Annotated in this window: 30 protein-coding genes and 1 pseudogene; 13 read left to right on the top strand and 18 right to left on the bottom strand. The window is 56.1% G+C overall.

The features are described 5' to 3' along the window. Positions 1-56 precede the first annotated feature (56 nt). Positions 57-851, top strand: coding sequence for a hypothetical protein (locus Q1B13_RS04570; protein WP_299076435.1), 795 nt, complete (start codon positions 57-59; stop codon positions 849-851). A 3-nt stretch (positions 852-854) separates the two neighbouring features. On the opposite strand, the gene Q1B13_RS04565 is transcribed toward Q1B13_RS04570, so the two are convergent. Next, the gene (locus tag Q1B13_RS04565) at positions 855-2,312 is read right to left on the bottom strand and encodes a cobyric acid synthase (RefSeq protein ID WP_299076432.1); all 1,458 of its coding nucleotides are present in this window, start codon (positions 2,310-2,312) and stop codon (positions 855-857) included. A 60-nt stretch (positions 2,313-2,372) separates the two neighbouring features. Between Q1B13_RS04565 and Q1B13_RS04560 the strand changes: the two genes are divergently transcribed. Then, positions 2,373-2,942: a cobalamin biosynthesis protein CobQ gene (locus Q1B13_RS04560; protein WP_299076429.1), complete on the top strand. Its 570-nt coding sequence runs from the start codon at positions 2,373-2,375 to the stop codon at positions 2,940-2,942. Between the two features lie 72 nt (positions 2,943-3,014). Here Q1B13_RS04560 and Q1B13_RS04555 read toward each other — a convergent pair whose 3' ends face one another. Beyond that, positions 3,015-3,335 (bottom strand): DUF6280 family protein, encoded by a 321-nt coding sequence (locus Q1B13_RS04555; RefSeq protein WP_120633238.1) that lies wholly within the window; start codon positions 3,333-3,335, stop codon positions 3,015-3,017. 218 nt (positions 3,336-3,553) lie between these two features. On the opposite strand from Q1B13_RS04555, the gene efp reads away from it, so the two are divergent. Next, entirely contained in the window at positions 3,554-4,117 is a 564-nt protein-coding gene (gene efp / locus Q1B13_RS04550; RefSeq protein ID WP_299076426.1) for an elongation factor P, read from the top strand. Positions 4,118-4,181: 64 nt separating this feature from the next. Here the strand turns inward: efp and Q1B13_RS04545 are convergent, their stop codons facing one another. Continuing rightward, the gene (locus Q1B13_RS04545) at positions 4,182-5,123 is read right to left on the bottom strand and encodes an ABC transporter transmembrane domain-containing protein (RefSeq protein WP_298936721.1); all 942 of its coding nucleotides are present in this window, start codon (positions 5,121-5,123) and stop codon (positions 4,182-4,184) included. Positions 5,124-5,234: 111 nt separating this feature from the next. Next, a complete protein-coding gene (locus Q1B13_RS04540; protein WP_299076423.1) occupies positions 5,235-5,972 on the bottom strand; it encodes a folate-binding protein in 738 nt (245 codons plus the stop codon). 73 nt (positions 5,973-6,045) lie between these two features. On the opposite strand from Q1B13_RS04540, the gene Q1B13_RS04535 reads away from it, so the two are divergent. After that, positions 6,046-6,720 carry a TIGR04283 family arsenosugar biosynthesis glycosyltransferase gene (locus tag Q1B13_RS04535; RefSeq protein ID WP_299076420.1) on the top strand — a complete coding sequence of 225 codons (675 nt, stop codon included), beginning with the start codon at positions 6,046-6,048 and terminating at the stop codon, positions 6,718-6,720. 7 nt (positions 6,721-6,727) lie between these two features. On the opposite strand, the pseudogene Q1B13_RS04530 reads toward Q1B13_RS04535, so the two are convergent. Then, positions 6,728-7,483: pseudogene (locus tag Q1B13_RS04530) on the bottom strand (hypothetical protein); the annotation flags it as partial. 199 nt (positions 7,484-7,682) lie between these two features. On the opposite strand from Q1B13_RS04530, the gene Q1B13_RS04525 reads away from it, so the two are divergent. Then, the gene (locus Q1B13_RS04525; RefSeq protein WP_299076416.1) at positions 7,683-8,522 is read left to right on the top strand and encodes a DMT family transporter; all 840 of its coding nucleotides are present in this window, start codon (positions 7,683-7,685) and stop codon (positions 8,520-8,522) included. A 211-nt stretch (positions 8,523-8,733) separates the two neighbouring features. Here the strand turns inward: Q1B13_RS04525 and Q1B13_RS04520 are convergent, their stop codons facing one another. The 3 genes from Q1B13_RS04520 to Q1B13_RS04510 form a co-directional block, all read right to left on the bottom strand. Beyond that, the gene (locus Q1B13_RS04520; RefSeq protein WP_299076413.1) at positions 8,734-9,549 is read right to left on the bottom strand and encodes a hypothetical protein; all 816 of its coding nucleotides are present in this window, start codon (positions 9,547-9,549) and stop codon (positions 8,734-8,736) included. Next, on the bottom strand, positions 9,546-11,504 hold the full coding sequence (gene parE / locus Q1B13_RS04515) for a DNA topoisomerase IV subunit B (RefSeq protein ID WP_298936716.1): 1,959 nt from the start codon (positions 11,502-11,504) through the stop codon (positions 9,546-9,548). Before parE ends, Q1B13_RS04520 begins: the two co-directional genes overlap by 4 nt. A 203-nt stretch (positions 11,505-11,707) precedes the next feature. After that, positions 11,708-12,592, bottom strand: coding sequence for an oxaloacetate decarboxylase (locus tag Q1B13_RS04510; protein WP_299076410.1), 885 nt, complete (start codon positions 12,590-12,592; stop codon positions 11,708-11,710). A 127-nt stretch (positions 12,593-12,719) separates the two neighbouring features. Between Q1B13_RS04510 and Q1B13_RS04505 the strand changes: the two genes are divergently transcribed. Then, positions 12,720-13,328 carry a carboxymuconolactone decarboxylase family protein gene (locus Q1B13_RS04505; protein WP_299076407.1) on the top strand — a complete coding sequence of 203 codons (609 nt, stop codon included), beginning with the start codon at positions 12,720-12,722 and terminating at the stop codon, positions 13,326-13,328. A gap of 43 nt (positions 13,329-13,371) precedes the next feature. On the opposite strand, the gene Q1B13_RS04500 is transcribed toward Q1B13_RS04505, so the two are convergent. Continuing rightward, positions 13,372-14,250 carry an alpha/beta hydrolase gene (locus Q1B13_RS04500; RefSeq protein WP_299076405.1) on the bottom strand — a complete coding sequence of 293 codons (879 nt, stop codon included), beginning with the start codon at positions 14,248-14,250 and terminating at the stop codon, positions 13,372-13,374. 222 nt (positions 14,251-14,472) lie between these two features. Here Q1B13_RS04500 and Q1B13_RS04495 point away from each other — a divergent pair, with 222 nt between their 5' ends. Then, complete coding sequence (locus tag Q1B13_RS04495) at positions 14,473-15,837, top strand: MATE family efflux transporter (protein ID WP_299799717.1); 1,365 nt, start codon at positions 14,473-14,475, stop codon at positions 15,835-15,837. A gap of 1 nt (position 15,838) precedes the next feature. Here the strand turns inward: Q1B13_RS04495 and Q1B13_RS04490 are convergent, their stop codons facing one another. Further along, complete coding sequence (locus Q1B13_RS04490) at positions 15,839-16,240, bottom strand: hypothetical protein (protein WP_298936712.1); 402 nt, start codon at positions 16,238-16,240, stop codon at positions 15,839-15,841. A gap of 191 nt (positions 16,241-16,431) precedes the next feature. Continuing rightward, positions 16,432-17,637: a pyridoxal phosphate-dependent aminotransferase gene (locus tag Q1B13_RS04485; RefSeq protein WP_299076399.1), complete on the bottom strand. Its 1,206-nt coding sequence runs from the start codon at positions 17,635-17,637 to the stop codon at positions 16,432-16,434. 92 nt (positions 17,638-17,729) lie between these two features. On the opposite strand from Q1B13_RS04485, the gene Q1B13_RS04480 reads away from it, so the two are divergent. The 3 genes from Q1B13_RS04480 (at position 17,730) to Q1B13_RS04470 (ending at position 18,952) form a co-directional block, all read left to right on the top strand. Beyond that, positions 17,730-18,122 (top strand): helix-turn-helix transcriptional regulator, encoded by a 393-nt coding sequence (locus Q1B13_RS04480; protein WP_299076396.1) that lies wholly within the window; start codon positions 17,730-17,732, stop codon positions 18,120-18,122. Next, the gene (locus tag Q1B13_RS04475) at positions 18,119-18,376 is read left to right on the top strand and encodes a succinate dehydrogenase assembly factor 2 (RefSeq protein ID WP_298936709.1); all 258 of its coding nucleotides are present in this window, start codon (positions 18,119-18,121) and stop codon (positions 18,374-18,376) included. Before Q1B13_RS04480 ends, Q1B13_RS04475 begins: the two co-directional genes overlap by 4 nt. A gap of 78 nt (positions 18,377-18,454) precedes the next feature. After that, positions 18,455-18,952: a winged helix DNA-binding protein gene (locus tag Q1B13_RS04470; RefSeq protein ID WP_299076393.1), complete on the top strand. Its 498-nt coding sequence runs from the start codon at positions 18,455-18,457 to the stop codon at positions 18,950-18,952. On the opposite strand, the gene Q1B13_RS04465 is transcribed toward Q1B13_RS04470, so the two are convergent. Genes Q1B13_RS04465 through Q1B13_RS04455 form a run of 3 tightly spaced genes read right to left on the bottom strand, consistent with a single transcriptional unit; the run spans position 18,953 to position 20,789 of the window. Further along, positions 18,953-19,666: a DUF1194 domain-containing protein gene (locus Q1B13_RS04465; protein ID WP_299076390.1), complete on the bottom strand. Its 714-nt coding sequence runs from the start codon at positions 19,664-19,666 to the stop codon at positions 18,953-18,955. Continuing rightward, positions 19,663-20,364 (bottom strand): DUF1194 domain-containing protein, encoded by a 702-nt coding sequence (locus Q1B13_RS04460; RefSeq protein WP_299076387.1) that lies wholly within the window; start codon positions 20,362-20,364, stop codon positions 19,663-19,665. The genes Q1B13_RS04465 and Q1B13_RS04460 overlap by 4 nt, the downstream gene beginning before the upstream one ends. Next, a complete protein-coding gene (locus Q1B13_RS04455) occupies positions 20,361-20,789 on the bottom strand; it encodes a VOC family protein (protein WP_299076384.1) in 429 nt (142 codons plus the stop codon). Before Q1B13_RS04455 ends, Q1B13_RS04460 begins: the two co-directional genes overlap by 4 nt. Positions 20,790-20,964: 175 nt before the next feature. On the opposite strand from Q1B13_RS04455, the gene thyX reads away from it, so the two are divergent. After that, the gene (gene thyX, locus Q1B13_RS04450; RefSeq protein ID WP_299076381.1) at positions 20,965-21,870 is read left to right on the top strand and encodes an FAD-dependent thymidylate synthase; all 906 of its coding nucleotides are present in this window, start codon (positions 20,965-20,967) and stop codon (positions 21,868-21,870) included. 453 nt (positions 21,871-22,323) lie between these two features. On the opposite strand, the gene Q1B13_RS04445 is transcribed toward thyX, so the two are convergent. Next, positions 22,324-22,530, bottom strand: coding sequence for a cold-shock protein (locus Q1B13_RS04445; RefSeq protein ID WP_010439113.1), 207 nt, complete (start codon positions 22,528-22,530; stop codon positions 22,324-22,326). Between the two features lie 215 nt (positions 22,531-22,745). Between Q1B13_RS04445 and Q1B13_RS04440 the strand changes: the two genes are divergently transcribed. Beyond that, complete coding sequence (locus tag Q1B13_RS04440; protein WP_299076378.1) at positions 22,746-23,063, top strand: ArsC/Spx/MgsR family protein; 318 nt, start codon at positions 22,746-22,748, stop codon at positions 23,061-23,063. 41 nt (positions 23,064-23,104) lie between these two features. Then, complete coding sequence (locus Q1B13_RS04435) at positions 23,105-23,473, top strand: hypothetical protein (protein WP_299076375.1); 369 nt, start codon at positions 23,105-23,107, stop codon at positions 23,471-23,473. Between the two features lies 1 nt (position 23,474). Here the strand turns inward: Q1B13_RS04435 and Q1B13_RS04430 are convergent, their stop codons facing one another. The 3 genes from Q1B13_RS04430 to Q1B13_RS04420 are packed head-to-tail and all read right to left on the bottom strand — an operon-like array spanning position 23,475 to position 25,605. Then, positions 23,475-23,993 (bottom strand): DoxX family membrane protein, encoded by a 519-nt coding sequence (locus tag Q1B13_RS04430; RefSeq protein ID WP_299076372.1) that lies wholly within the window; start codon positions 23,991-23,993, stop codon positions 23,475-23,477. Beyond that, a complete protein-coding gene (locus Q1B13_RS04425; protein ID WP_299076369.1) occupies positions 23,990-24,751 on the bottom strand; it encodes a DNA-binding domain-containing protein in 762 nt (253 codons plus the stop codon). The genes Q1B13_RS04430 and Q1B13_RS04425 overlap by 4 nt, the downstream gene beginning before the upstream one ends. After that, positions 24,748-25,605, bottom strand: coding sequence for a DUF692 domain-containing protein (locus Q1B13_RS04420; RefSeq protein WP_299076367.1), 858 nt, complete (start codon positions 25,603-25,605; stop codon positions 24,748-24,750). Before Q1B13_RS04420 ends, Q1B13_RS04425 begins: the two co-directional genes overlap by 4 nt. Between the last annotated feature and the right edge of the window lie 27 nt (positions 25,606-25,632).

Here is a 25,632-nt window from a genome sequence, read left to right as displayed (position 1 = left end):
TGAGGCTACGATTGTTTGGCTAGACTCGACCCCAAGGATAGAGCGGTAGAAAAACAATGTCTGATGGTGTCGTAAAAGCAGGTATCGAAGATGTCTTGTCTTCGGTAAAACGGTTGGTCAGTGACGACGGCCGCAAAAATTCAGTTTCGGATCAAGGGTCTGGGGGGCGTAAGCCCGGGCGGCTGGTTCTTACGGACGCCTTGCGTATTAGCAAACCCGCTAAGGTTGAGGAGGGCGATGCCCCTCTCAAGCTTGACCCAGAGTATAGCGCCGAGGATTCGGCCAAACCGATGTTGTTGCGCGCCTGCGATATCGTTCGTACGGAAGCTGCGGCAAATCAGGATGACAAATCGCAGCGCGATACAGCAGACGCCCCGCAGGAGGCTGTTCCCCCGAATGATCCGGCAACCAGTTTAAGCTCCAAGATCGAAGCTCTGGAGGCTGCGATTGCACGGACCGAGGATCAATGGGAACCTGACGGGGACAGCGATGATGCCTATTCCGGCACCCCGACACGGGCATTGCGGTGGAACGTGCAAGAGACGACCGCCGAGACGGAGCAGGAAGATCAGATTGAACTGGATGGTCATGAAGCCGACGAAGCCGACGCTCAGGCGGCGACGTTTATTCGTGACCCTGAGGTTTCTGAACTGTCGATCTCTGAGGAAGACCCGGTAGATACCCTCGATCAGGTCATGGCAACCATGGATGAGGATGAACTGCGCCACTTGATCGCCGAAGTTGTTCGGCAAGAGCTGCAAGGCGCATTGGGTGAACGGATTACACGAAACGTCCGCAAAATGGTTCGGCGAGAGATCGCCCGGGCATTGGCGGCGCTGGACGTGGAATAGTCTTCAGCTGATAGATGGCGGTTGCGCCAGATCCAACAGAAGATCCAGATCCATATGCTGTTCCAGATGATCGGCCAGAGCATCCAATGTCTGTTCGACCCCATCCTCATAGGCGGTCTCTGAATCTACGCCAAACCGGGACAGAAAGCTGGCACGGAATGCATCGGATGAGAAGATGCCGTGCAGGTAACTGCCCATGATGCGCCCGTTCGGGCTTGCTGCGCCTTCTGGACGGCCTTCGATTTCCAGCCAGGCGCGGGTGCAATCCGGTCCTTCGGTGTGGCCCATATGGATTTCATACCCGTCGACAGGTTCACGGTTCGGCAGCGCGTTGGCCTTGCGCAGTATGACCTGCTTTTTTCCACCCATAACCGTGTCGACATCCAATAATCCCAACCCGTCCACCTTACCCGGTCGGCCGTCGACGCCGTCGGGATCCGATATGGTCTTACCCAGCATCTGATAGCCGCCGCACAAGCCCAGAACATGCCCGCCTCGGCGCACATGGGCATAGAGGTCAACGTCCCATCCCTGCGCCCTGAAATAGGTCAAATCGCCGATTGTTGATTTGCTGCCGGGCAACAACACAAGGTCCGCATCGCCGGGCAGAGGGCGACCTGCAGGGACGATCTCGACACTTACTCCGGGTTCCGCCGACAACGGGTCCAGGTCGTCGAAATTCGCCATCCTTTCCAGCTGTGGCACAACAACTCTACAAGCGCCGCCGGTGTGAGACCGGATATCCATCATATCTTCGGCAGGCAGTTTCCAGGCGTCGTGAAACCAGGGGACAACGCCTAGACAAGGCCATCCGGTGCGCGCGGCTATGTCATCGCGCCCCTCGTCGAACAGGGACACATCCCCTTTAAAGCGATTGACGGCAAATCCCCGGATCATCTTCAGATCGGCCTTGTCCAGAACGGCTTGTGTGCCAACGATCTGGGCAATCACTCCACCCCTGTGAATATCACCTACAAGCACCACCGGCACCTGGGCTGCACAGGCAAACCCCATATTCGCAATGTCTCCTGCGCGCAGGTTGGTTTCAGCTGGGCTACCTGCACCCTCGATTAGCACAAGATCCGCGTCACGGCACAACCGGCCAAAGCTCTCCAATGCGGCGCCCAGCAGCTTGGACTTGTCCTTGCGATAGTCACCCGCCTTCATTGCGCCTGCACGCTGTCCGTGAACGATAATCTGGGCGCCAGTGTCCGTTTCGGGTTTCAATAGAATGGGGTTCATATCCGTATGTGTCGAAAGCTTGGCGGCACGGGCCTGCAGCGCCTGCGCACGGCCAATCTCGCCGCCATTTTCGGTCACGGCGGCATTGTTCGACATGTTTTGTGGCTTGAACGGAGCAACCCTCAGCCCCCGTCGTGTGAAGGCCCGCGCCAATCCGGCCACCAGAACCGATTTTCCGACATTGCTGCCTGTGCCCTGAATCATGATGGCGCGAACCATGGTAAGTCTCCTATGTTTGACGCGCAGATGACCTGATTTGAGACCGAAGGGGAAGCCCGGATGAACACACCTGCACATCTATTGATCGGCGCTGCGGCTTTTGCCCGGCCTGCCAACGGGCGCATCCTGTGGGCAGCTTTGCTGGGGTCGCTACTGCCCGATTTGTCACTTTATGTGTTGGCTGGTGTTTCTTTGTTTGTACTGGGCATCCCCGAGCAGGTGGTGTTTGGCCAACTCTACTATTCATCCGCGTGGCAGACGGTTTTTGCGATCGACAATTCCTTTATCCTTTGGGGGTTGGCCTTAACGATCGGAATATGGCGAGGCTGGCGTGTATTAATCGTTGGGGCAGCGGCAGGATTGATCCATCTGGCAATGGATTTTCTGCTGCATGCAGGCGATGGTCGTGCGCAATTCTGGCCAATCAGCTCCTGGGTGTTTCACAGCCCTGTCAGCTATTGGGACAGTACTCATCATGCGTTTTGGGTCGCTCCGGTCTCAGCGTTGGCCTGCCTGACATCCTATGTCGTTTTGTGGCAACAAGGCATGCCGGTATGGGCCAAACTGTTTTTTGCCGCGTTGGTGGGTGCAGAAATCTGGGTGGCCCGCCAATGGCTGATGTTCTTCTGAGCAGGCAATGCGCAAAAGAAAAACGCGCTCCGATTGAAAGGAGCGCGCTTTTCTTCAAAAAGTCGACTTGATCTAGGCGGCTTCGGCTTGTTGCGCAGCGTTACGACGTTCGCTTTCTTCACGCGACAGGGCCACGGATGTCCGCACGCCACGGCCGACGAACTCCATCAGGCCACCGACAACACGCTCGTTCGGGTCAATACCCGCGCAAGACAGCACTTCGCGCCCATCGCGCGAACGCGCCCAGCGGGCGATCTGTTCCGGGCCATTGCCATACTTCTTGTCGTCAGCGATGGCGTCATCAAGCGCAGCCAGTACAACGGCCGCGAAAAGTTTCTTTGCACGATTGCCTTGTTCGTTGTTAAAGGCAGTGCCGTCAACGAAATCTCTCATCTCGTTATCCTTGTTGTTCTTGCTCTTGCATTTTCGGCATGACCGCTCTTATGACCTATTAGGTGCGATTCGGATACACCTAAAATGCATAGTTGCGTTGCGTCAGTTGCATGGCTTGCTGCATGTGCAGCACTAGGTCTCGTTGTCTTGTCAGGTGTGGTCCCGCCAGATATAGGGGCGGCAAACGACGCATCAACCGTTTGTGAAGGATTTAAGTCATGCCCAAGATAAATGGGAACGAAATTCGCCCCGGCAACGTGCTTGAGCATAATGGCGGGCTGTGGGCGGCCGTCAAAGTAGACCATGTGAAACCGGGTAAGGGCGGGGCATTTGCCCAGGTCGAATTACGCAACCTGCGCAATGGCTCGAAGCTGAACGAACGTTTCCGGTCGGCGGATAAGGTTGAACGGGTCCGGCTAGAGCAGAAAGACCAGCAGTTCCTTTATGAATCCGACGGCATGCTTGTGTTCATGGATTCCGAGACCTACGAACAGATTGAATTGCCTGCAGATTTGCTCGGCGAGCGCCGCCCGTTCTTGCAGGATGGCATGACTATTGTTGTTGAGTTCTATGAGAGCGAAGCGTTGAACGCCACGCTGCCTCAGAAAGTTAGGTGCAAGATCATCGAGACCGAGCCGGTGGTGAAGGGTCAGACAGCAGCAAACTCGTTCAAACCTGCGGTTTTGGACAACGGCGTTAAAGTCATGGTTCCACCTTTTGTCGGCCAAGATGAGATGATCATCGTGAACACCGAGACCATGGAATACTCGGAACGCGCGTAAGGTTTGCGCTTTTCGAAACTGGATTGAAAAAGGCCGCGCTGGCAATCGCCGCGCGGTCTTTTTATCAGGTCTTGGAGGGACGCCGATAGCGGGCCGGGTCCGGGCCAAAAAGCTCTAGCATCAGCTCGTACTTGATGCGGTTGGCGCTGACCTGACGATAAAACGTAATCAGAAAAGCCGTGGGCCCCTGAATCCGGCTTAATCCACTGATTGCTGCGACGACTGTGCCAACATCGGTTTTTCCCTGCATCACCAGCCACCCGCCCAGCATGAGGACGCCCACCGTCCCGGCGCCGTTGATCACGCTCAGCAGGAATTTGGCGGACAGCTTCCAAATGAACATTCTGCGTCGTGTTTCGTAGATTTCATCGAATTGGGCATTGATGTCCCGTTCCGCTGCTTCGATGTCATCAGCCGTCAAACGATCTGTTGCGCTGCGCAATATCCGAACCCGTTCCGCAACAAACACATTCACCTTGCGCTGCGACATCAAGACGATCAGAATCTGAGGTACAATCATCGAAAATGCGATCAGGCCCAGACCCGGCTGCGTGGACGAGATATAGCCGATAACACTGACCAAGGTCCCGATCTGAACCACTGGGTCGGAAAAGGCGCCACCAGCGAATTTCCCCAGGTCTTCGGCCTCGGCAGAGATAGCCGTTGTCATCGTGCCTTTGCGGACGGATTCTCCGGTCTCATCCACATCTGCGGCACGTAGCAAAAGGCGCTGACGGATTAGCCGGATCATATCTTCACCCAATGTCCCTGCGCGATAGCCCAGGATCCATTTCAGGCTCAGGCTCAGCAAGATCACCGCCATCATACCAACGCCGAGCAGGATCAAACGCTTTGTTTCGATATGGTCCGAGGTCAGGTGATTGATGATGTCACGTTGAAACTCAAGCGGAACGGCTGCTAGCCCAGCCACCGCGATCGACAGAAGAATAAGGATGATCTGCCGCCCGGCGCTGGCACGCCAAATGGCCGAATACAGCTGCAGCATGTCGGTATCCCTGTCACTTCACCACCGCCAGTGTGACAGGGCGGTTCCAGAGTTCAAATGTTATGCGACCGAGCGGCACAACAAGCGTAACGGAATGGCAACAGGCGCGGGCTAGTCGCCCAACCGCACCACCGCATCCCCGGCGCGCATATCATCGCCCGCACGATCAAATCGCAGATAAGCAATCGCTTGCCCACCAGATTGCGTGAATAACGTCCCGGCGGGCTTTCCGTTCGACTCAATTGGCGTGCCAACTGCGGCAGTGCCGTCGATCTGCACGCGCTTTAGACCTTTGCGCAATTCGGTTTTGTGTTTCATGCGTGCAGTGACTTCCTGCCCGACATAGCAACCTTTTTTAAAATCCACGCCGTTCAGAACCTCAAAGCCAGACTCCAGAATATAGCTGTCCGGGGTCAGTTCAATTTCAGTCTCGGGAATGCAGTGGCGCACTCGGATGGCGTCCCAATCTGTTCCATCGTCGCTTTCAGGGCCTGCTGCGTAAGCGCGCCAGCCCAGATCCGGATGGCGCGGGTCGGGCAGGGCGCCATTAGGTGCCGGCCCGGTGCCGCGCTGCAAGTTCAGATCGGTGATTTCAATCGCAACATCCGCGCGCAGTTTGTACATGCTCAGGCGCTTGAACAGGCCGTCGGCCAAACCCTGGGCAACATCCAGCAGAATCGCATCACCGTCGCGTTTCAGAAAGAAATCTGCCAGATACTTCCCCTGTGGCGTCAGAAGCGCGGCATACACCAGGCCGCTATCCAAGCCGCCCAAATCATTGGTGACCATATCTTGCAAAAAGCTCTCGGTGTCCGAGCCTGTCAGGCGCAGAATGCGGCGGGTCGGCATGGCTTGGTCCTCGTCATTTGCTTGGGCACCGTGATATAGGAACTCTCGCTGCCAAGACCAGAGGTTATCGGACGTGCCCGCCCCAATAAGCATCGTGATTCCAACCCTGAACGCTCAAGATGCGTTGCCTGCGTGTCTGCAGGCGTTGATGGAGGGGCTGCACGGCGGTCTGATCCGTGAACTTGTGATTTCCGATGGCGGTTCCAGCGATCTGACACTCGATATCGCCGAAGAGGCCGGAGCAACTGTGATCAGCGGAGCGGCGTCGCGCGGCGGACAGCTGCGTAACGGTTGCGCGCAGGCCAAGGGGGATTGGTTGCTGGTTTTGCATGCCGATACGGTTTTGCAACGGGGGTGGAGCAAAACGGTAGAACAGCACCTGAAAACAGACACACCCGCAGCTTTCCGGTTGGCATTTCGAGCTAAGGGGATCGCACCGAAATGGGTGGCCGGCTGGGCCAATCTGCGCAGTCGTGTATTTGGGTTGCCGTATGGCGATCAGGGGCTGCTAGTGCCGCGTGATACCTACCTGTCGGCTGGTGGCTATAAGGATCAACCGCTGATGGAGGACGTGGCGCTGGTGCGTGCGCTGCCGCAGATGACATTGCTCAAAGCGCAGGCGACTACGAGTGCGGAACGCTACCAGCGGTCGGGCTGGGTTCGGCGGGGCGCGCGGAATCTGTGGACTCTGGCTCGGTATTTTCTTGGGGCAGATGCCGAGCGGCTGGCGCGGGCGTATCGGCGATAAGCGTCGTCCGCAGTTCCACTATGGATTTACCCAATCGGAACGGCGCGGCGAAACTGACAAGACACAGGGCGACAATCTGCAAAACCAGTATGTGTGCGTTGGATTGCAGATACTCCCACTCATCCTTCAACTTGCCGACCTGATCGATCAGATCGTCATAGCTCTGCGCTAGTATCAGATAGTCTCCGGCAATGGCCGGAACCTTACGACGCATGTTGTCGATCGCGGCTTGTGTCGGCTCGTCTAATGAGGTGAAAACAAGGAACTGGTCGATATCAAAGGCGTCGGCCTTGGCGGCCATACCTCGAATCTCGTCCATGTCGTCCTTGGACTGACCGCCGAACAGAAATTGCAGCCCTTGCAGCGGCGCGACCTCGTTCGTGACGGCAATGAACAGCGGCAGATCGGCGTTGCTGGCAGTTGAGGCCGACAGGAACTCGACCTTGTCACATAAAACGGCGGTATCTGGGTCAAAAGCCGGATCGCAGAACCGCAACCGGAACCGCGCGGCGTCGCGATCAAAGGCCAGTGTCGCAGCATAGGCCACGTCGATCTGCCGATCCAGCCGAGAGCTGTCGGCCGTATAAAGCCCGGCCAGCACCGCCACCAGTGCACCGATGCCACCCAATACGACCCAAACCAGATCGGCGAGCTTCCACGCCCGGTGGCCCGCCGGTTTGCGGAACAGAAAGCCCGTGCCAATGGACCCGATCACAAAGAACATGATCAGCAAAGGCAACTGGTTGTCGGTCACAAAACTCATGCTGGCAACATTAAGTGCTCAGCCGTGTTGCGCAACAGTGTTCACGTGCAGTTGTAGCCGCTTGTTACCCACCGGTTAGATCGTTCAGGGCGCGATTGCATGCTCCCTTAGGACACGGTTCTGCGTTGAGTTTGGCACTACTGTATGCAATTGACGACATTGGCTTATCATCGGCCGACACTTGCTTGAAGGTCCCAGTGTGTCCCTGTTTGTCATCACCATTGTTCTGACTGCGGCCTTGTTGCATGCCGTTTGGAACGCGATCGTTAAAACGGCCGCCGACCAGACAACCACTTTGGGTCTTGTGGCTTTCGGCCACGTTATCCCTGCGGCGGTGATGGTGCTGCTTTTGCCGCTGCCCAGTGCCGAAAGCTTTCCGTTCATCCTGATCTCGACCGTGGTGCATTTCGGCTATTACTTCATGCTCGGCAAAGCCTACCAGCATGGCGATCTGAGTGTTGTCTACCCCATTGCCCGTGGCATCGTGCCCGCTCTGGTGTCGCTCTGGGCGATGCTTTTGGTGGGGGAGGTTCTGCCCCCCCAAGCCTGGGTGGGGATTGCCCTGATCGCGCTGGGCATTCAGCTCAGCAGTTGGAGCGCATTGCGATCAGGCGTCGGGCGCTGGGCGCTGGGCTTTGCACTGGGCACCGGGTTCTGCATTTCGATCTATTCGGTGGTCGACGGGATCGGCGTGCGGCTGTCGGGTAATACGCTCAGCTACTGGGCGTGGGGCGCGTTCCTGCACCTGTTCATCGCTGGGTTCGTCGGAATACGGAAACGAGACACGCTGGCCGCGCTGCCGGCCAAGGTCTGGATGATCGGCATTCTGGGCGGACTGGTGTCGATGACGGCCTACGGGCTGGTGCTCTATGCCAAGAACTTCGCCCCGCTGGGTGCTGTGTCAGCGTTGAGAGAGACATCCGTCGTCTTCGCCGCCCTGATTGGTTTCGTCTTCCTGCATGAGGGCAACTGGATGCGACGTCTGGGCGCTGCGGTCCTGATGGCGGGCGGAGTTGCCCTGATTGGGTTAGCGGTGTGAGGCGGATGCCGGGCTGAAGCGGGGCCTACGGTTTGAGGGGATGTCCCGCGCTATCCACCCATTGCATGACGCAAGGCATCATGCGCGTGCCCGAACCGCCTCCAAGGGCGGGCGCGAATACTCGGTTTTCGGGCGGTATGAGAGTTACTAAAAAACTAGCAACCTCGTGCCGGGCAATGGATGAGAGCGCTTATTACTTCAGTTGTTCGGATCAGCATTCAAGTGTACCCGACCGCCCGAAGCACTCCATGGCATTGATCAAGAGGTTTTTGTACTGAAATGATGCCTCGTACGAGACTCCTGTAACTGCAAGCTGATCAGTACTTCCCAAAAACGCTGGATTGTCGATCGCAAACTCCTTTTGCGGATTTAAGTGAACGTGGGCAATCAATCCATCCAAATAAATCCTGATGATCTCCCAGGAGTTCTCTTGAAACCTTTCACCAATGTGGTCGGGTGGTTTCACGATATCGAGGATTGGAGTGTGATTGTGCGTCTCCCCCTTCGTTGTCAGTTGAATAAGTGATACCGGAAAAAAATTGGGAGCAAGATCTGTCTCTGAAACAATTGACTGACGCATCAGTTCTACATGTTCGTCTTGCGCAAATGCTTCCTTCATATCGGGGAGGTGAGATTCGCACGCACGCCACGCAACGCTTACAAAAAATTTGTGGAGTAGTTTAGGGGACGAAGGAACAAAAATTCTTATCGAATGATCTGTTGAGTTTTGTGAGAGCGGATCAAAAACTGGGGTGTAAAAGTGCCAACTTGACCAAACTAGCATGTTTTGTCGGAGAGCTTTGATCGCCGCGTCGTCTATTCTTCCAAGAATGTCTTCGCCTTGTTGAATAACTAAGTTCTTGTCATACCAACTAGAAAAACGTTTCTTATAACCTTTCCCTTGCGTAGATTGGAGAAGAGGCGCTCCCGTTACCGAAGGCTTCGTAAGTGCTTTGGGGAGAATATGAGATTTGACAAATAATCCTGTTTGCTTTGTAAGCGCGCAAATCTCACGTTGTTCAATCAAACATCCAACTCTTCCACAAACCGGGCGTTTTCCTGAATGTATTGGAACCGCAGTTCGGGTTTTTTGCCCATCAGGCGCTCGACCAGATCGCCGGTCTCGCCGGGTTCGTCTTCGTCGATGGTGACCCGGATCAATTTCCGGGATGCGGGGTCCATTGTGGTCTCTTTCAGGTCCTTGGCGTCCATTTCGCCCAGACCCTTGAAGCGGGACACGTCGATCTTGCCCTTGCCGCCCAAGCCTTTCTCTAACCACTCGTCGCGCTCGGCCTCGTCCAGACAATAGACGCGTTTGGCGCCTTGGGTCAGGCGGTAGAGGGGCGGGCAGGCCAGATACAGGTGGCCCGCGTCAATCATGGGCCGCATCTGGGTGAAGAAAAACGTCATCAGTAGTGCTGCGATATGCGCCCCGTCCACATCTGCGTCGGTCATGATGATGATCTTGTCATAGCGCAGGTCGTCGACATTGAACCTTGTGCCAAGGCCGACCCCCAGCGCTTGCGTCAGGTCGCTGATCTCGGCATTGGTGCCAAGTTTGGAACTGGCCGCGCCCAGCACGTTCAGGATTTTGCCGCGCAAGGGCAGCAGGGCCTGGGTTTTGCGATTGCGGCCCATCTTGGCGGACCCGCCCGCAGAATCGCCCTCGACGATGAATAATTCCGTGCCGTCCCGTGTTGAACTAGAGCAGTCCACCAACTTGCCGGGAAGACGAAGTTTCTTAGTGGCGGACTTGCGTTGTGTTTCCTTCTCGGCCCGCCTGCGAAGGCGCTCTTCCGAGCGCAGGATCAGGAAATCAAGAATAGCTCCCGCGGACTTTGTGTCCGCGGCGAGCCAGTTATCGAAATGATCCCGGACAGAGTTTTCGACCAGCCGCTGCGCCTCGACCGTGGCCAGACGGTCTTTGGTCTGGCCGACAAATTCCGGTTCCGAGATGAAACAGGACACCAGTGCGCAGCCACCGGTGATCAGGTCTTCGCGGGTGATCTGCGCGGCTTTCTTGTTGTTGATCAACTCGCCATAGGCCTTGATCCCCTTAAGGACCGCAGCCCAGAACCCAGCCACATGGGTGCCGCCTTCGGGGGTGGGGACGGTGTTACAATAGGATTGGATGAACCCATCGCGCGACGGCGTCCAGTTGATCGCCCATTCGACCTTGCCGGGGGCGTTGAATTTCTCGGTAAAGTCCACGGTGCCCGCAAAGGGCTGATCGGCATAGGTGGACGATCCGTTCATCGTCTCTTTCAGATAATCCGACAGGCCACCGGGGAAGTGGAACGTGGCCTCGGTCGGGGTTTCGCCGTCGTCGATGGCGGTCTTCCAGCGAATCTCGACGCCCGAGAACAGGTAAGCCTTGGAGCGGATGGATTTAAACAGCCGCGCAGGTTTGAACTTGTGATGGCCAAAGATGTCCGCGTCGGCGTGGAAGGTCACTGTGGTGCCGCGCCGGTTTGGCGCCGCGCCAACCTTTTCCACGGGCCCTAAAGGGACCCCGCGTGAGAATCGTTGTTCAAACAGTTGTTTGTCGCGTGCCACCTGCACAACCATCGAATCCGACAGGGCGTTCACAACCGAAGCACCCACACCGTGCAGACCGCCCGAGGTCTGATAAGCCTTGCCCGAGAATTTGCCGCCCGCGTGCAGGGTGCAAAGGATCACCTCAAGTGCGGATTTGTCGGGGAATTTGGGGTGTGGGTCGATGGGAATGCCTCGCCCGTTGTCGCGGACGGTCAGGGCGTAGTCGTCATGAAGCTCGACCTCGATCCGGTTGGCGTGGCCCGCCACGGCCTCGTCCATCGAGTTATCGAGGATTTCTGCCACCATATGGTGCAGCGCACGCTCATCCGTGCCGCCGATATACATGCCGGGGCGTTTGCGAACCGGTTCCAGCCCTTCGAGCACCTCGATGGACGAGGCGTCATAGGTAGAGGTCGCGCTGGGCGTCAACAGATCGTCAGGCATGTGTGCTGCTCTTGTTTTTCAGTTTCCTCCATTATGGCAGGTGATGTGGTCCGGGGGAAGAGGGACGCGAGGTGTTGTGGACGGTTTGGCTTTGATTGTCGAAAACAAACCAAAACTGGCAACTTGGGCAAAAAGCCTGCTGCCCGGTTGGCAACCATTGCCGAATTTATGTCACCGTCCAGAAGGGCCCTCGGCCCCGCGGCTCATCTGTTCAACAGCGCTTCGATTTCTGCCTCGCTCGCCGCACCTTTCAGGATCGTGAAGTCGCCCCGTTCCAGCATCGCTTGAGTACCCTCTATGACCACCTGTTGAGTAACCCTGGCAAGTCCGCCGCCAATTGAAATGCGGGATGCACCAAGTGCCCCCATTTGTTTTGTGGTCAGATCACGCATATCGCCTGCGGCCAGAATGTTGACCGGTGCTCCAGTGGCGGCCAGAGCGCGAGTGGTGTCCGCATCGACCAGCGGGGCATAGATCACATCAGCGCCTGCTTGGGCGAACGCTTGGCAGCGTCTCAATGCCTCAGCCTGATCATAGTTCCGCAATTGCCAACCGTCCGCCCGGGCCGTCAGCACAATTCCCGCCGCGCCGGCAGCGGTCACCGCCGCTTCTATGCGGGCCAGAGCAAGTTCAAATGGATAGGAGCCTGTCCCAGGAAAGGCAGTATCTTCAATCGAAACGCCGGCTAGACCTGCCTCTGCCGCCAACTGGACTGTTTCGGCAACCGTCTCGGGGCTGTCACCAAATCCGTTTTCAAAATCGCCGTTCACCGGTACATCGACTGCAGCGCATATTTCGGTTGCATGCTGCAGGGCCAAGTCACGTGTCATCTGACCGCCATCGGTCAGCCCTTGCGTGAAACCATAGCCTGATGAGGTCGTCGCCAACACCTTTGCACCCATGTTCGCCATTACCTTCGCGGACCCGATGTCCCAAGGGTTCGGCATCACCACCGGCTTGCTTAGAACGTGAAGTTCACGGAAACGGTCGGTCAATTCATCGCGGCGCAAGACATGATCCTCTTTCGATTGATGACAAAAAAGCTCGCTATAGACGACATTCATCGCAACAAATAGCGAGGTCAACACGGGGTACATCCCATTTGTTCGAGACACCTTCCGAGATCAGGAAGGTTGATCTACGAATTCACCTCGTAACCGGCGAGAACACCTCCTAGTCTCCGGACACCAATAAAAATCAAGGAGAACAGGCGAGATGAGCTGGATCAAGACTGTGCCGTTTGATGAGGCAACCGGCAGGCTGCTGAAACTCTATGATCGTGTCACCGGCCCTGACAACAATGTAGACAATATCATGATGGTGCATTCCTTGCGACCGCATTCGATGGAAGGCCATATGGCGATCTACAAGAATGTGCTGCACCATTCTGGCAATCAGATCCCCAAGTGGTTTCTTGAGGTTTTGGGCGTCTGGGTCAGTTCGCTGAACCGCTGCGGTTATTGTGTCGAGCATCACTTCAATGGGTTGCAGCGCCTTCTGGGCGATGCAGCGCGAGGTGAAGCCATTCGCGCAGCGATAGAAGCAGCCAGACCAGAAGACGCGCCGTTGGACGCACGGCAGGTTGCGGCGATGGAGTATGCTCGGCAACTGACCCAAGCTCCGGCCGATCTGGTGGAAGGGGATGTCGTTAAACTGCGGGACGCCGGATGGGATGACGGCGAAATCCTCGAGATCAATCAGGTTTGCGCGTATTTTTCTTATGCGAACCGGACTGTTCTGGGCCTGGGGTGCTCAACCGACGGGGACGTTTTGGGTCTGTCGCCGAACAATTCGGACAACCCCGAAGACTGGGGTCATCGATGAGATGGGTCTGCGTGTTGAAGTGTCGATTCAATGCGAACATGTCTCAATCTGTTGGAATCCAATCAAGAATTTCCTGCGCCATCGCGTCGGGTTTTTGATGATGCAGCCAGTGGTCGGTTCCGTGGATTGAGATACGGGTCAAGTTTGGCGCGAATTCTTCAAGCCCTTCTGTGGACACGGGAAGCAGCGCCTTATCTTCGGGTCCCCACAGCAAAAGATGCGGGCAGGGAACTCTAAGCCGTTCGACAGGCAAGTCGGGCACATCTGTGCAGGGCTGGTCCGGGGCCGCCACGACCAGAGGTGAGGCGCGATACCAGTTCAACATAGCCTCCAACCGTCCAGGGCGTGCCCATTCGGCACGGTAGGCGTCCATTTTGGCATCCGACAACCAGTCCAGACCCATCCCGTGGCGAAAGAACTGCTCAAGCTGGGCATAGTTGTTGGCAGACAGCCAATTGGCCGCATCCGGCGCACGGAGTTTGTTTATGTATTGCGAGGCCTTTGACTGTGCGCCGCCCGCGGCCATTGCCCGTTGAAACGGGACCGGGTGAACACCGTTTGCAATGATCAAACGATCCACCAAATCCGGTCGAAACGTCGCCAGGCCATAGGCAACCGAGGCACCCCAGTCGTGGCCCAGAACCGTGACACGGGAATAATCTTGCTCGATCATCGCAGCCATATCCGCGACCAGTTGGGACAGCGCATAGTTTTTAACACCCAGCGGTGCCCAGCTTTGCCCATAGCCGCGTTGATCTGGCGCGATACAGTAAAATCGGTCGGTCAGGTGGGGGGCGAGATCACCCCACGCACCGCCGAACTCGGGGAACCCATGCAGCATCAGCAAAGGTGGGTTTTGGGGTTGGCCCCAGCTTCTGACAAAGAAAGGTCGGCTGTTCAGGTCGATAAGCTTGGTTTCCAATGTACCCGCCTTTTGTGTTCAGTTTGCATGCGAAACACACGAGACGCTAGCCGCTGCGTGATTGCCAGAATTGTAAACCGTGTTTCCTGTCTTGTAGCGTGTAACCTGGTACAGAAATCATCATGTCTCGCGGCTAGCTTAACCCGCGGAATTTTGATCTCAAATTGAAATTTCAACGATCCGCTCTTGTCCCGAACTCGGGCCGCGCATATGGCTGGAATGATGATCAAGGTGATGACATATCCTGGCCATTTCCGAGCCATTGCTGTTCTGGGTCTGCCGCTGGTTGGTGGGCATCTGGCGCAGTTTGCGATCGGCCTGACGGATACGATCATGCTGGGTTGGTACGGGGTCGAGGCGTTGGCTGCAGTGACGCTGGCCGGCAGCTACTACTTTGTTTTGTTCTTGTTTGGTGCTGGGTTTGGCTGGGCGGTCATGCCGATGGTCGCGACCGCCGCTGCGGAAGCGGATGAAACCAGCATTCGGCGCTCGACGCGCATGGGGCTTTGGCTTTCATTGCTTTATGCGACCCTGGTGATGCCGTTGCTCTGGTGGTCTTATCCGGTTCTAATTGCCCTTAAGCAGGACCCGCAAGTTGCTGAAACCGCGTCAAAATATCTGCGCATTGCCGGATGGGGGTTGTTCCCTGCGTTGCTAGTGATGGTGGTGAAATCCTACCTCGCCGCGTTGGAGAGAACGCAGATCGTTTTGTGGATCACTGTTGTGGCTGCCCTGGTAAATGGGGTGACCAATTATGCGTTGATCTTCGGCAATTGGGGCGCGCCCGAGCTTGGCGTGATGGGGGCCGCCATCGCGTCGATCGTGACGCAGGTTGTCTCTTTGATCGCGGTTATTATCTACGCCGTACGTGTTCTGCCCGAGCACAGCCTGTTCCAACGGTTCTGGCGACCGGATTGGGAGATGTTCTTTAGCGTACTGCGACTGGGGGTGCCCATCGGGCTGACCACACTTGCCGAGGTTACCCTGTTTGCAACCTCTGCCATTATGATGGGCTGGCTGGGTCAGGTGCCGCTGGCCGCGCATGGGATCGCGCTGAACCTGGCGTCGGCCACGTTCATGGTGCATCTCGGTTTGTCGAACGCAGCCACCATCCGGGCAGGCAATGCGCTGGGCCGAAGAGACCGCGCACATCTGGAGAAAGGTGCAATTGCCGTGACAGGTATGTCGCTGGTGATGTCCGTTCTGACGATCATACTATTCTTGACCTGCGCCGAGCCGTTGATTTCATTGTTCATGGAAGCCGACGATCCGCAACACACCCAGATCCTTATGATCGGCACCGGTTTGCTGGCTATGGCTGCTCTGTTCCAGTTGGTTGACGGGGCGCAGGTGATTGCATTGGGGCTGTTGCGTGGCTTGCAGGACGCCAAGATACCCATGGTGATGGCCGCGCTCAGCTACTGGGTCGTGGGTATTCCCGCGTCCTACTATTTTGGTTTCATCCGCGGAATGGACGGGATCGGCGTCTGGTTGGGCCTTGTTCTTGGCCTCGCCTGCGCAGCTGTCTTGTTGATGGCCCGGTTCTGGATGCGGTCCGTGCGAGAAGTCGGCGTTCCGGCCGAATAGATCACTCTTTGCTCAGCCGGTCTGCCTTTTTGCGTACCAGGACCGACCGCAGATCGTGCATCGCCATCAAAAGCCGATCAGTCACATCTTCAAGCTGGTGGTCCGAAGCCTTGGATTGGGCCCATTGCGTGGTCAGATTCAGGTAGTCAACCGCACGGTGAATATCGTCGATATCCCGTTGCGCCAACAGCGTTTTGCGATCTTCCATCCAACGCGCGATCTCGACCTTATCTGCGTCAGACAGGGTGCGTTGACCGTGCGGTTTCACCTCGCCATTGCGGATATTGATGACAGCGATCTGATCCATTTCGATCCGGCGCTGCCGGTTTTCTGTGTCGATTTTGAAAACAACCGCTCCGTTCTCGCGGACTCGAAAATAGTATTCGGGTAACTGGGTACTCATTCCATCTCACTTAAGTCTTGTGACACGCAACACGCCTCCATCGGGGTTACTTCTCGGAACCATAGCGGGAACCTGGTCGTTTGTGGTATGAATTTCCAAAATCGCGGAAATTCACTGGACAAATCGTTATAATAAGCCCGGCCCAAACTGGCGGGGCAGGTTGTTCATGACTTCGCCCGTTTTTGCCCGGGTTACGATTTCAAACTCTCGCAGAAATGCTGAATGCGCGTGCAGGCCTCGGTCAGAGCTTCATCCGAAGTTGCATAGCTGACACGAAAGTTGGGTGACAAGCCGAAGGCAGCACCAAACACCACTGCCACGTCCACCTCTTCAAGCAATGCGGTCGCAAAAGCCTCGTCGTTTTTTATGACAGTCCCGACGGGCGTGGTCTTACCGATGAGACCGGCGATCGACGGGTAGACATAGAACGCGCCTTCAGGCGTCGGACATGTGATCCCGTCAATGGCATTCAACATATCCACCGCCAGATTGCGGCGGCGTTTGAACGTTTCGTTGTTCGGGGCCAGGAACGACTGGGTTCCGTTCAACGCTTCGACAGCAGCCCACTGGCTTATTGAACAGGGGTTCGAGGTCGATTGCGATTGGATCTTGCGCATCGCAGCGATGAGTTCGGCGGGACCCGCTGCATATCCGATACGCCAGCCCGTCATGGCATAGGCTTTGGACACACCGTTACAGGTCAGCGTGCGATCATACAGCCCGGGTTCGACCTCGGCCGGGGTGCAGAATTCGAACCCGTCATAGGCCAGATGTTCATACATGTCGTCGGACATGATCCAAACCTGCGGGTGGCGCATCAAAACATCCGTCAGGGCTTTCAACTCGTCCCGGCTATAACCAGCGCCAGTCGGGTTCGAGGGTGAGTTGAAGATGAACCACTTGGTCTTTGGTGTGATCGCGGCCTCAAGCTGGTCAGGCGTCAGCTTGAAACTGTTTTCCAGCGTCGTTTCGACCACAACTGGGGTGCCTCCGGCCAGCAATACCATGTCCGGATAGCTCACCCAATAGGGCGCTGGGATAATGACTTCATCACCATCGTTCATTGTCGCCATCAGAGCATTGTAAAGCGTCTGTTTACCGCCCGTTCCGACCGAGATTTGCGCAGGCGTGTAATCGAGCCCGTGATCGCGTTTCATCTTGGCGCAGGCCGCCTGCTTCAGTTCAGGAATGCCGTCAGGCGCCGTGTATTTGGTCTTACCTGCTGCAATTGCCGCTACGGCTGCGTCCTTGATGTTCTGAGGGGTGTCGAAATCCGGTTCACCCGCGCTCAGACCAATCACATTACGTCCGGCAGCCTTCAACTCGGCCGCTTTGGCTGTCATCGCGATGGTGGGCGAAGGTTTTACGCGTGACAATGTCGCAGACAGGAAACTCATATTCGGCCTCGGTTTGTATGTTCAACCTGTCTGTCATAGGGTGCGCCCGAATGACGATCAAGCAGTATACAAAAATAGAATTGGAGCCCCAAATGAATGACGAGACCGACTGGTACGGACCGGACGCAGCAACATTTGGGGATCGCCTGGCAGGTGCGCGTGAAGCTGCTGGTATGAGCCAGTCTCAGATTGCGCGACGGCTGGGTGTCAAGAAGGCAACAATCGCCGCTTGGGAGAACGATTTGTCCGAACCCCGTGCGAACCGTTTGTCGATGATGGCAGGCATGGTGAACGTGTCTATCGTGTGGCTGTTGACCGGCGAAGGCGAAGGCATGGACGCCCCGCTGGACGCTGACGATACCAACCTGGATCTTGCCGGTGCTGTGGCCGAATTGCGGGCAATCCGAGGCGAAATGCGCGCGAGTTCAGAGCGTGCGGCACGCCTTGAGAAAAAGCTGCGCCTGATGCTGGAGCCTGCGAAGTGACCGAGGCACGCGACGTCAGGATCAAGCGCATGAAAATGCGGTCGATGCGACGGGGGATCAAGGAAATGGACTTGATCCTGTCTGCCTATGCAGATCGCAATCTGGCTGCGATGGATGCATCCAGCTTGGATAATTATGACGCGTTGCTGCACGAAAACGATCAGGATCTGTATCAATGGGTCACTGGTCAGATCCAGCCACCGACCACCTATGCAGACCTGATCGCGGACATCGCGCAGACCTTTCAAAAATAACAGAAAACCCGGCTTAACCGATTTTTCGGGATTTCGGTTCATCGTGGCGGAAACACCACGACTGAATCGGAGGGTCGGATGAGTATGGAATTGCAGGTCTCCGCGTTGGGAGCCAAAGGGTTTATGACCAGCTATCTTGAAGCGTTGGCACTGGTAGAGCGGCTCCATCGGTTGCTTCTGGACGTCATCAAGGATGAATTCGAGCGTGTCGGCGAACTTGAGATCAATGCGGTTCAGGCCTTGCTGTTGTTTAACATCGGCGATCACGAGGTCACTGCCGGTGAACTGAAAAGCCGTGGTTACTATCAGGGCAGCAATGTCAGCTACAATCTCAAGAAACTGGTCGAGATGGGGTATATGCACCATCAAAGATGCGAGATTGACAGGCGCTCGGTCCGAGTTCGCCTGACCCCTCGCGGGCGGGAAATTAGGGAAGTCGTGTCAGACCTGTTTGCCCGTCATGCCGAAGGGCTGCAAAGCCGGGGCGTACTGGGTCTGGAAGGGATCGAGGATATCACGGGTTCCTTGCGCCGGGTCGAACGGTATTGGACGGATCAGATACGCTATATCTATTGATCAGCGGCGCGCATCTGACAACACCAGCCCTTCCAGTTCCCGGATGAGCTTACGGGTCATGGCGTCCTCGTAGGCCTCAAAGCCCAACGCGACTTCGACAAACGCATTCGGCCCCAGAATGACCCAGCTGTTGTAGTAAGCGGACAGCTCGCCGATCTGAACATAGCGCTTGTCACCGTGACTGGGATCATCTGCACCGATCACCAGACCATTGATGGTAATGCCAGACGCAAGCAAAGCAGATTTCACGTCACGAGGATGCGGCCCCAGATTGTGTTTGCCGTCCCCCGACAAATCCAGCGTGCGTTTCCAACAGTCTTTTTGTTGCGCCAACAATCCAGCGCCGAACTGCATGGCTGATCCAACGGCTGTCCCTTGTGGCGCAGAACTTCGGGCAACCGCATCGAGCTTGGTTCCGATTTGCTCAAGATCTGAGAGCGAGCGAATGTCTGTCCAATTCAATAGAACTCTGTGATGGCCGGGTTCGCTCCATTCAAAAATGGCGAGCCGTATCGACGCTGAGCTGTTTGAAAGGATCAACTGAGCAACTTCGGGCCGACGCAGCGCTGCGGCCAAGCCACCTAGTTGCAACCTGTATTCTCTGCTGTCTACGGATCCGGACACATCCAAACCCAATGCCAAAGCCTGACGGCACTGCGCCGACGCCGCCCCGGCCAGAAGGCTTAGCAACACGACCAGAACACGGAGTGTCATGGGTCTGCGTCTTGCAAAGCGCCTATTTGCAACCCGCGCAGTTCTCGCTCCAGCTTCCGGCGCATGGCGCGCTCGAAGTCTTCGAACCCTTGCGCCACTTCCAGAAACGCGCCGGGGCCATGCAGCACGTTGTTTTCAAAGAACGGGATCAAAAACAGCTCACCTTCGAAGTCTGCCGCGTTGATCACAAGACCGTTGACGACAGTATTGTCAAAAGGGAAGTGCCGGTAAGCGATCTGAGGTCCATACCCATCATTGTTTGAGCCGTCACCTGAAAGGTCGATTGTCTGAAACAGACATTTCGGCGCTTTCTGCATCAGTGACGCGCCAAATGCCAAGGCATACCCCATCGCAGTGGCCGAGCCTATATCGGATCGCGCGGACTGACTTATCTGGGACGAGGCGGCCAGCAGGTCGCCTAGATCATCAATCAACAACCAGTCCAGAATGACCTGCTGGCTCGATCGCCCGCCCCATTCGTAGACTGCGAGGGCAACGGGCATGGGCGAGGCAAAAAACGCCTCCTGTACTTCGGGTGCGATCAGCGCCGCGGCAAGCCCTTGTCTTTGCAGGGTATCTTCGAACTCGTCGACCGAAACGGATATATCCAAGGCGAGCGCCAGCGCCAGTCGACAGGGTTCTGCCTGAACCGGGTTGGCCACCACGGCCAACCCAAGTGCTATCAGTTTACGGATCACCAGTGGCCGGTGTTTTCCATGCTGCTCCAGGGCTCAGCTGGGGCCAGCGCCTCACCATTTTGCAACAACTCGATCGAGATATTGTCGGGCGATCGCACGAAAGCCATCCGTCCATCGCGCGGAGGACGATTGATCAAAATGCCGTTGTCCTGAAGGTGCTGACACATCTCATAGATGTTGTCGACGCCATACGCGAGGTGACCAAAATGGCGGCTGTCGCTTGGCAATTCGTCGTCCCCATCCCAGTTGTAGGTCAGTTCGATCGGTGCCTCTTCCTGACCCGGAGGTGCGAGGAAGATCAGCGAAAAGCGCCCTGCTTCGCTGTCATACCTGCGTATCTCCTTCAATCCGAGCAACCCATAAAACGCCATGGATTTCTCTAGGTCTTTCACGCGAACCATGGTGTGAAGATATGTCAGCCCCATTGTGGCTTTCCTTTTTCGATTAAACTTGGGGTCAGCTTAGCGCGCTAAGGGGACGAGTCGAGGGGGCAGGGAAACACAAATTAAAAAATGCGCACCAACCGGCACATCTCGCGGTTTCGGCGGCGGGGATGACGAGATATAGTGGTTGGCGACTCATTACCAGAAAGGAAGTTTCATGCCGCTGTCTGCCGACCAATTGGCCGAGATCGAAGCGCAACGCGCGCAGTCGCATCCAACACGCCGCGTCGTTGCAGCGGGAATGGAAGACCACCTGTATACCGCCCACCAGGTTCTGGATCACGGGTTTGTTCGCGTGATCGACTATATGGGTGACGATTCTGCCATTTGTCAGGCTGCACGGGTGTCTTACGGTACGGGCACTAAGTCCGTTCAAAATGACGAAGGGCTGATCCGGTATCTGATGCGGCATTGGCATTCGACTCCGTTCGAAATGTGCGAGGTCAAGCTGCATGTTAAACTGCCGGTTTTCGTGGCTCGCCAGTGGATTCGTCACCGGACGGCAAACGTCAACGAATATTCGGCACGCTATTCGATCCTGGATCGTGAATTTTACATCCCGGCGCCTGAACACGTTGCTGCGCAATCCGAGGTCAACAATCAGGGTCGCGGAGCTGCCCTGGAAGGTGAAGAAGCTGCCCGTGTGTTAGAAATGCTAAAGGCGGACAGTGCGCGCTGTTACGACAACTATGAGGCAATGATCAATCAGGACGGGCAGCAGGGTCTGGCACGAGAACTGGCGCGTATGAACCTTCCGGCAAACATCTATACGCAGTGGTATTGGAAGGTGGATTTACACAACCTTTTCCATTTCCTTCGTTTGCGGGCAGATCCGCATGCGCAATACGAGATTCGGATTTACGCCGACATGATGTGCAAGATCGTGGCTGATTGGGTTCCGTTCGCATACAAAGCCTTTGAGGACTACCGGCTTGGTGCCGCCAATCTGTCCGCCCAGATGGTCGATAGCCTTCGTCGTATGCTGGCAGGAGAGGTCGTTACCCAGGAAAACTCGGGGATGACCGCGCGGGAATGGCGTGAGTTTGAAGCCATCATTCGCTAAACTCGGCTCTAGCAGATAGCGTTTGTCTATACATAGCGTCATGGAACTCCCACTTTGGTTTCGTGACGAATGTCTCACTTATTCTTGCTGTATACCTGTCCTTTGGGTTGGCTGCACCGGCCCTGGCCAAATCTCCGATCGCCGAGGTCATTTGCAAACCGAGCGGACGGCTTCATGATAAACTGAAGCGCCAATTGAGGTCAGAGCGCGTGGCAACGGGGGCTTGCGGACCAGAACAGGTTAGGGAAATCTGGAGCGGTGAACGGGCGACTGGACCTTGCTCGTGACCTACGCAGCAGGGCCGTCTTGCATCGTTGCTTTGGGCCAAAACTGACTAAAGCATGCTGCAGAGACGCCAGCACGAGGATAAGGCAGATGCCGACAAGGGGCGGTTAACGGCCGGAAATTGGCCGCCAACCTTAATTGATACTCCCGGCGCGGGGCAGGGGGGCGTTACAGGGGTTTTAAATCAGAAGCCATTTGGCGGCCGTCACGTCCGTCCTCCAACTCGTATGAGACTTTCTGATTGTCTGCTAGTCCGGTCAGGCCGGACCGTTCTACGGCTGAGATGTGAACAAACACATCTTTGCCCCCTTCATCAGGGGCAATAAACCCATAGCCTTTCGTGGTATTGAACCATTTCACGGTGCCGGTTGGCATGTCCCGTGTCTCCTTCTACTTACGCATTGTCCCACAAATTGGTGGGGGCCGTGGTCGGAGAAACGGCAAATCTTTACTGCTTCCAGAACAAGATACAGTCCGAATTGCATGTTTCACCTTTTTCAACATTGCATGGTGAAGTAAAAAATCAAGAATTACCGCCATAAATGGGCGGGTTTGCCCAAAACTGAGTCAATCGCTGGAGTAGGAAATATATGCGCCTTTATGGTTTGAAGACGTGCGACACATGCCGTAAGGCGCTGAAATTATTATCTGATGCTGAATTCATTGACGTTAGAAGCGAGGGCGTGCCAGACATTGTACTGTCGCAGGCTTTTGCCGATTTCGGCGATGCTTTGCTCAATACAAGGTCAACTACCTGGCGCGGGCTGGATGAAGAACAGCGCGCCCGCGCACCGATGGAGTTGTTGAAAGCCCATCCCACGCTGATGAAGCGCCCCTTGATCGAAAAGGATGGGGCGCTGTTGCTTGGCTGGAGCCCCGAGACACGATCAAAGCTTGGTGTTTCTTGATCCAGTACTTATCTGCTCAAGCGCAACTGCGAGGATAGTTTATGCGTAACGCTGCCATGATTTTGGGTGTCATTGCCGGTTTGATCGGCATGATCGTCGGCTTCTTTGGATATGGGTATGTCGAAGTGATCAACCATTTCGGCGATATCGAAGGGGTCGCGGAGCAGGTCGAAAATCCGGATTTGATCCAGGCCGCTTCGATCATTGCACCGCTGTTGGCTATTGTAGGCGGCGCCATGGCCCATGCCCGGGCTTTGATCGCTGGTATCTTGTTGTTGTTGTCGGCAGCCGGGATGTATTATGCGTTTGGATTTGGCGTTTTTACCATGTTCCCAATCGCCTTTGCCGGCGTCGCCGGCGTCCTTGGGCTGGCCGCGGGAAAACCGGACGAGCCCAAGGCGCATTTCTAAGTCATTTCAGGCGCAGGATTTTGTCTAACGACAATGGGCCCGCGCCATTGATGACGATGACCAACATCAGAAACGTCCACATCACGCGCTGATCCATAAGCGTAATTGCATTGTCGAAAAGGCCACCAAGCGCAACATTGTGACCATTCACATCAACCAAGGTCTGCACCCAAATAAACCCGATCATACCCAACGCGGCCAAGCGGGTCAGCAACCCAACCAGCAATAGGGCGGGCAGGACGAATTCCGCAACGGTGCCAAAGAAGATGACAATACGCTGGAACAAGGTCATCTGCGAAACATCGTACAGCACTGCCTCGGCAGCTTTTGGAAAAATCTGACCAAATGCACCGGCAGAAGGGGAAAAGATCGAACCGTCGATCTTCAGCATTGCCGAATTCCAGTAGTAGACCAGCAAAACGGCGACAAACACCAGCCGTGCAAGTGTTGGGATAAGCCAGTTGGACGCGTGGTCCACCTTTCCCAGAACGTTATTGTGAAGTGAGATCAGGGCAGTCATGTCTCCAGCCTTTCGATAGTCACAGAAGTTATTGCACCGCCCTGCAAAAGCAGTGCCAAAGTGGTGCCAAGGTCAAAATCGGGTGTTTCTACAGCGGTTTGTTCAAACGCGCCGCCTATTGTCTCGCCATTTTGAAGGCGCTCAATCCAGGTCGCACCACCGGATGGCAGGGTTTGCGGGATCGGGTCGTATTCAAGCCGTGTGATCAGAACATCTTCGGCCTGGGCATCGGGTTTTGGCGCGCCTGCTTCGGTGTTGAACCGCCAGATCGCGAAAATCGGCCAGTTCGAGCGAACAATCAGCATCGATGGGGCAAAGGTCAGCCGTGCTTGCATGACCGCATCGGGCGACACGGCAAGTGCATCCTCTGGTGCAGCTTGGCTGTCGGCTGCATGGTAGGACCGCCGCAACGCCAGTTCTAACCGGGCGATATCCGGCAGGTACCCCAGATGTGACAGCTGGGGCATATCGGCCAGAAAATTTGGAAATTCTTCACCGTAAAACATCATCAGCGGAGATGACGGCGGGTGCTGACGCAGGAAGATCCCCGCAAGACCATCCATGTTCTGCTTACCGAGCAACTTGGTGATGACAGGAAACGCCTGATGCATCGCTTCGGTCAGGGACACGGCCACGTTGTTACGGTACACGCTGAAACGTCGACCGGCAGGTTGTTCCACAGCATCCGTCAGACCACTAGGAACAGGGACCTGTGCGTCCAGCAAGGCCGCTTGAAATTCCGTTTGGGACACGCTCATGCCGGTATCCGCTCCAACGCCGTTTGCGCACGCACGGCCTCTTCTCGGAGCACGGGCCAATCGGGGACATCCGTATCCCATTCGACCAGAACCGGTTTTGGGCCTGAGCGGTCAAGGACATAGTCCAGAAGAGCCCAGACCGGGTCCACAACTTCGCGCCCATGGCTGTCAATCAGCAGAGGGTGTCCGTGGTCGTCTTCATCCTCGTCGTGCCCGCCAAGGTGGATTTCGCCGACCTTATCCAACGGGTAGGCGTCGATATAGCCTTGCGGCGAGAAGTCCAGATTGGTGGCCGATACAAATACGTTGTTCACATCTAGCAACAGACCGCATCCGGTGCGCCGCGCAATCTCCCGCAAGAAATCGGGCTCGGACCAGGTGCTTTCCTCAAAGGCCAGATAGCTTGAGGGGTTTTCAAGCAGCATCTGCCGTCCGACCGTTTCCTGCACCTGATCAATGTGGTCGCAGATACTGGCCAACGTTGCGTCCGTGTATGGCAGGGGCAGAAGGTCGTTCAGGAAATGGCTGTCATGCGTGGACCAAGCCAGATGTTCGGAAAAGCTGGCGGGGTTCAGCCAACTTACCAGATGCTTCAGCCGGGCCAGATGATCGGCATCCAGCGGTCCTTCGCTGCCAATGGACAGACCAACGCCGTGAACCGAGATTGGGAATTGCTCTGACAGATGGCGCAGTTGTGCCAAAGGCCGACCGCCATCACCCATGTAGTTTTCTGCGTGAATCTCAAGCCACTCGACAGGCTTAGCGTGTTCAAGAATCTGAGCAAAGTGCTGCGGCTTGTATCCAACGCCTGGTGCTGCGGGCAGACGGTTTGACCTGAGTGCATTGTCCAGCATTTGTCAGTTCCTTGATCACAAATAAAG

The organism is uncultured Ruegeria sp., assembly GCF_947489545.1.
Lineage (GTDB): Bacteria > Pseudomonadota > Alphaproteobacteria > Rhodobacterales > Rhodobacteraceae > Ruegeria.
This window is presented reverse-complemented; position numbering and strand designations above follow the sequence as displayed.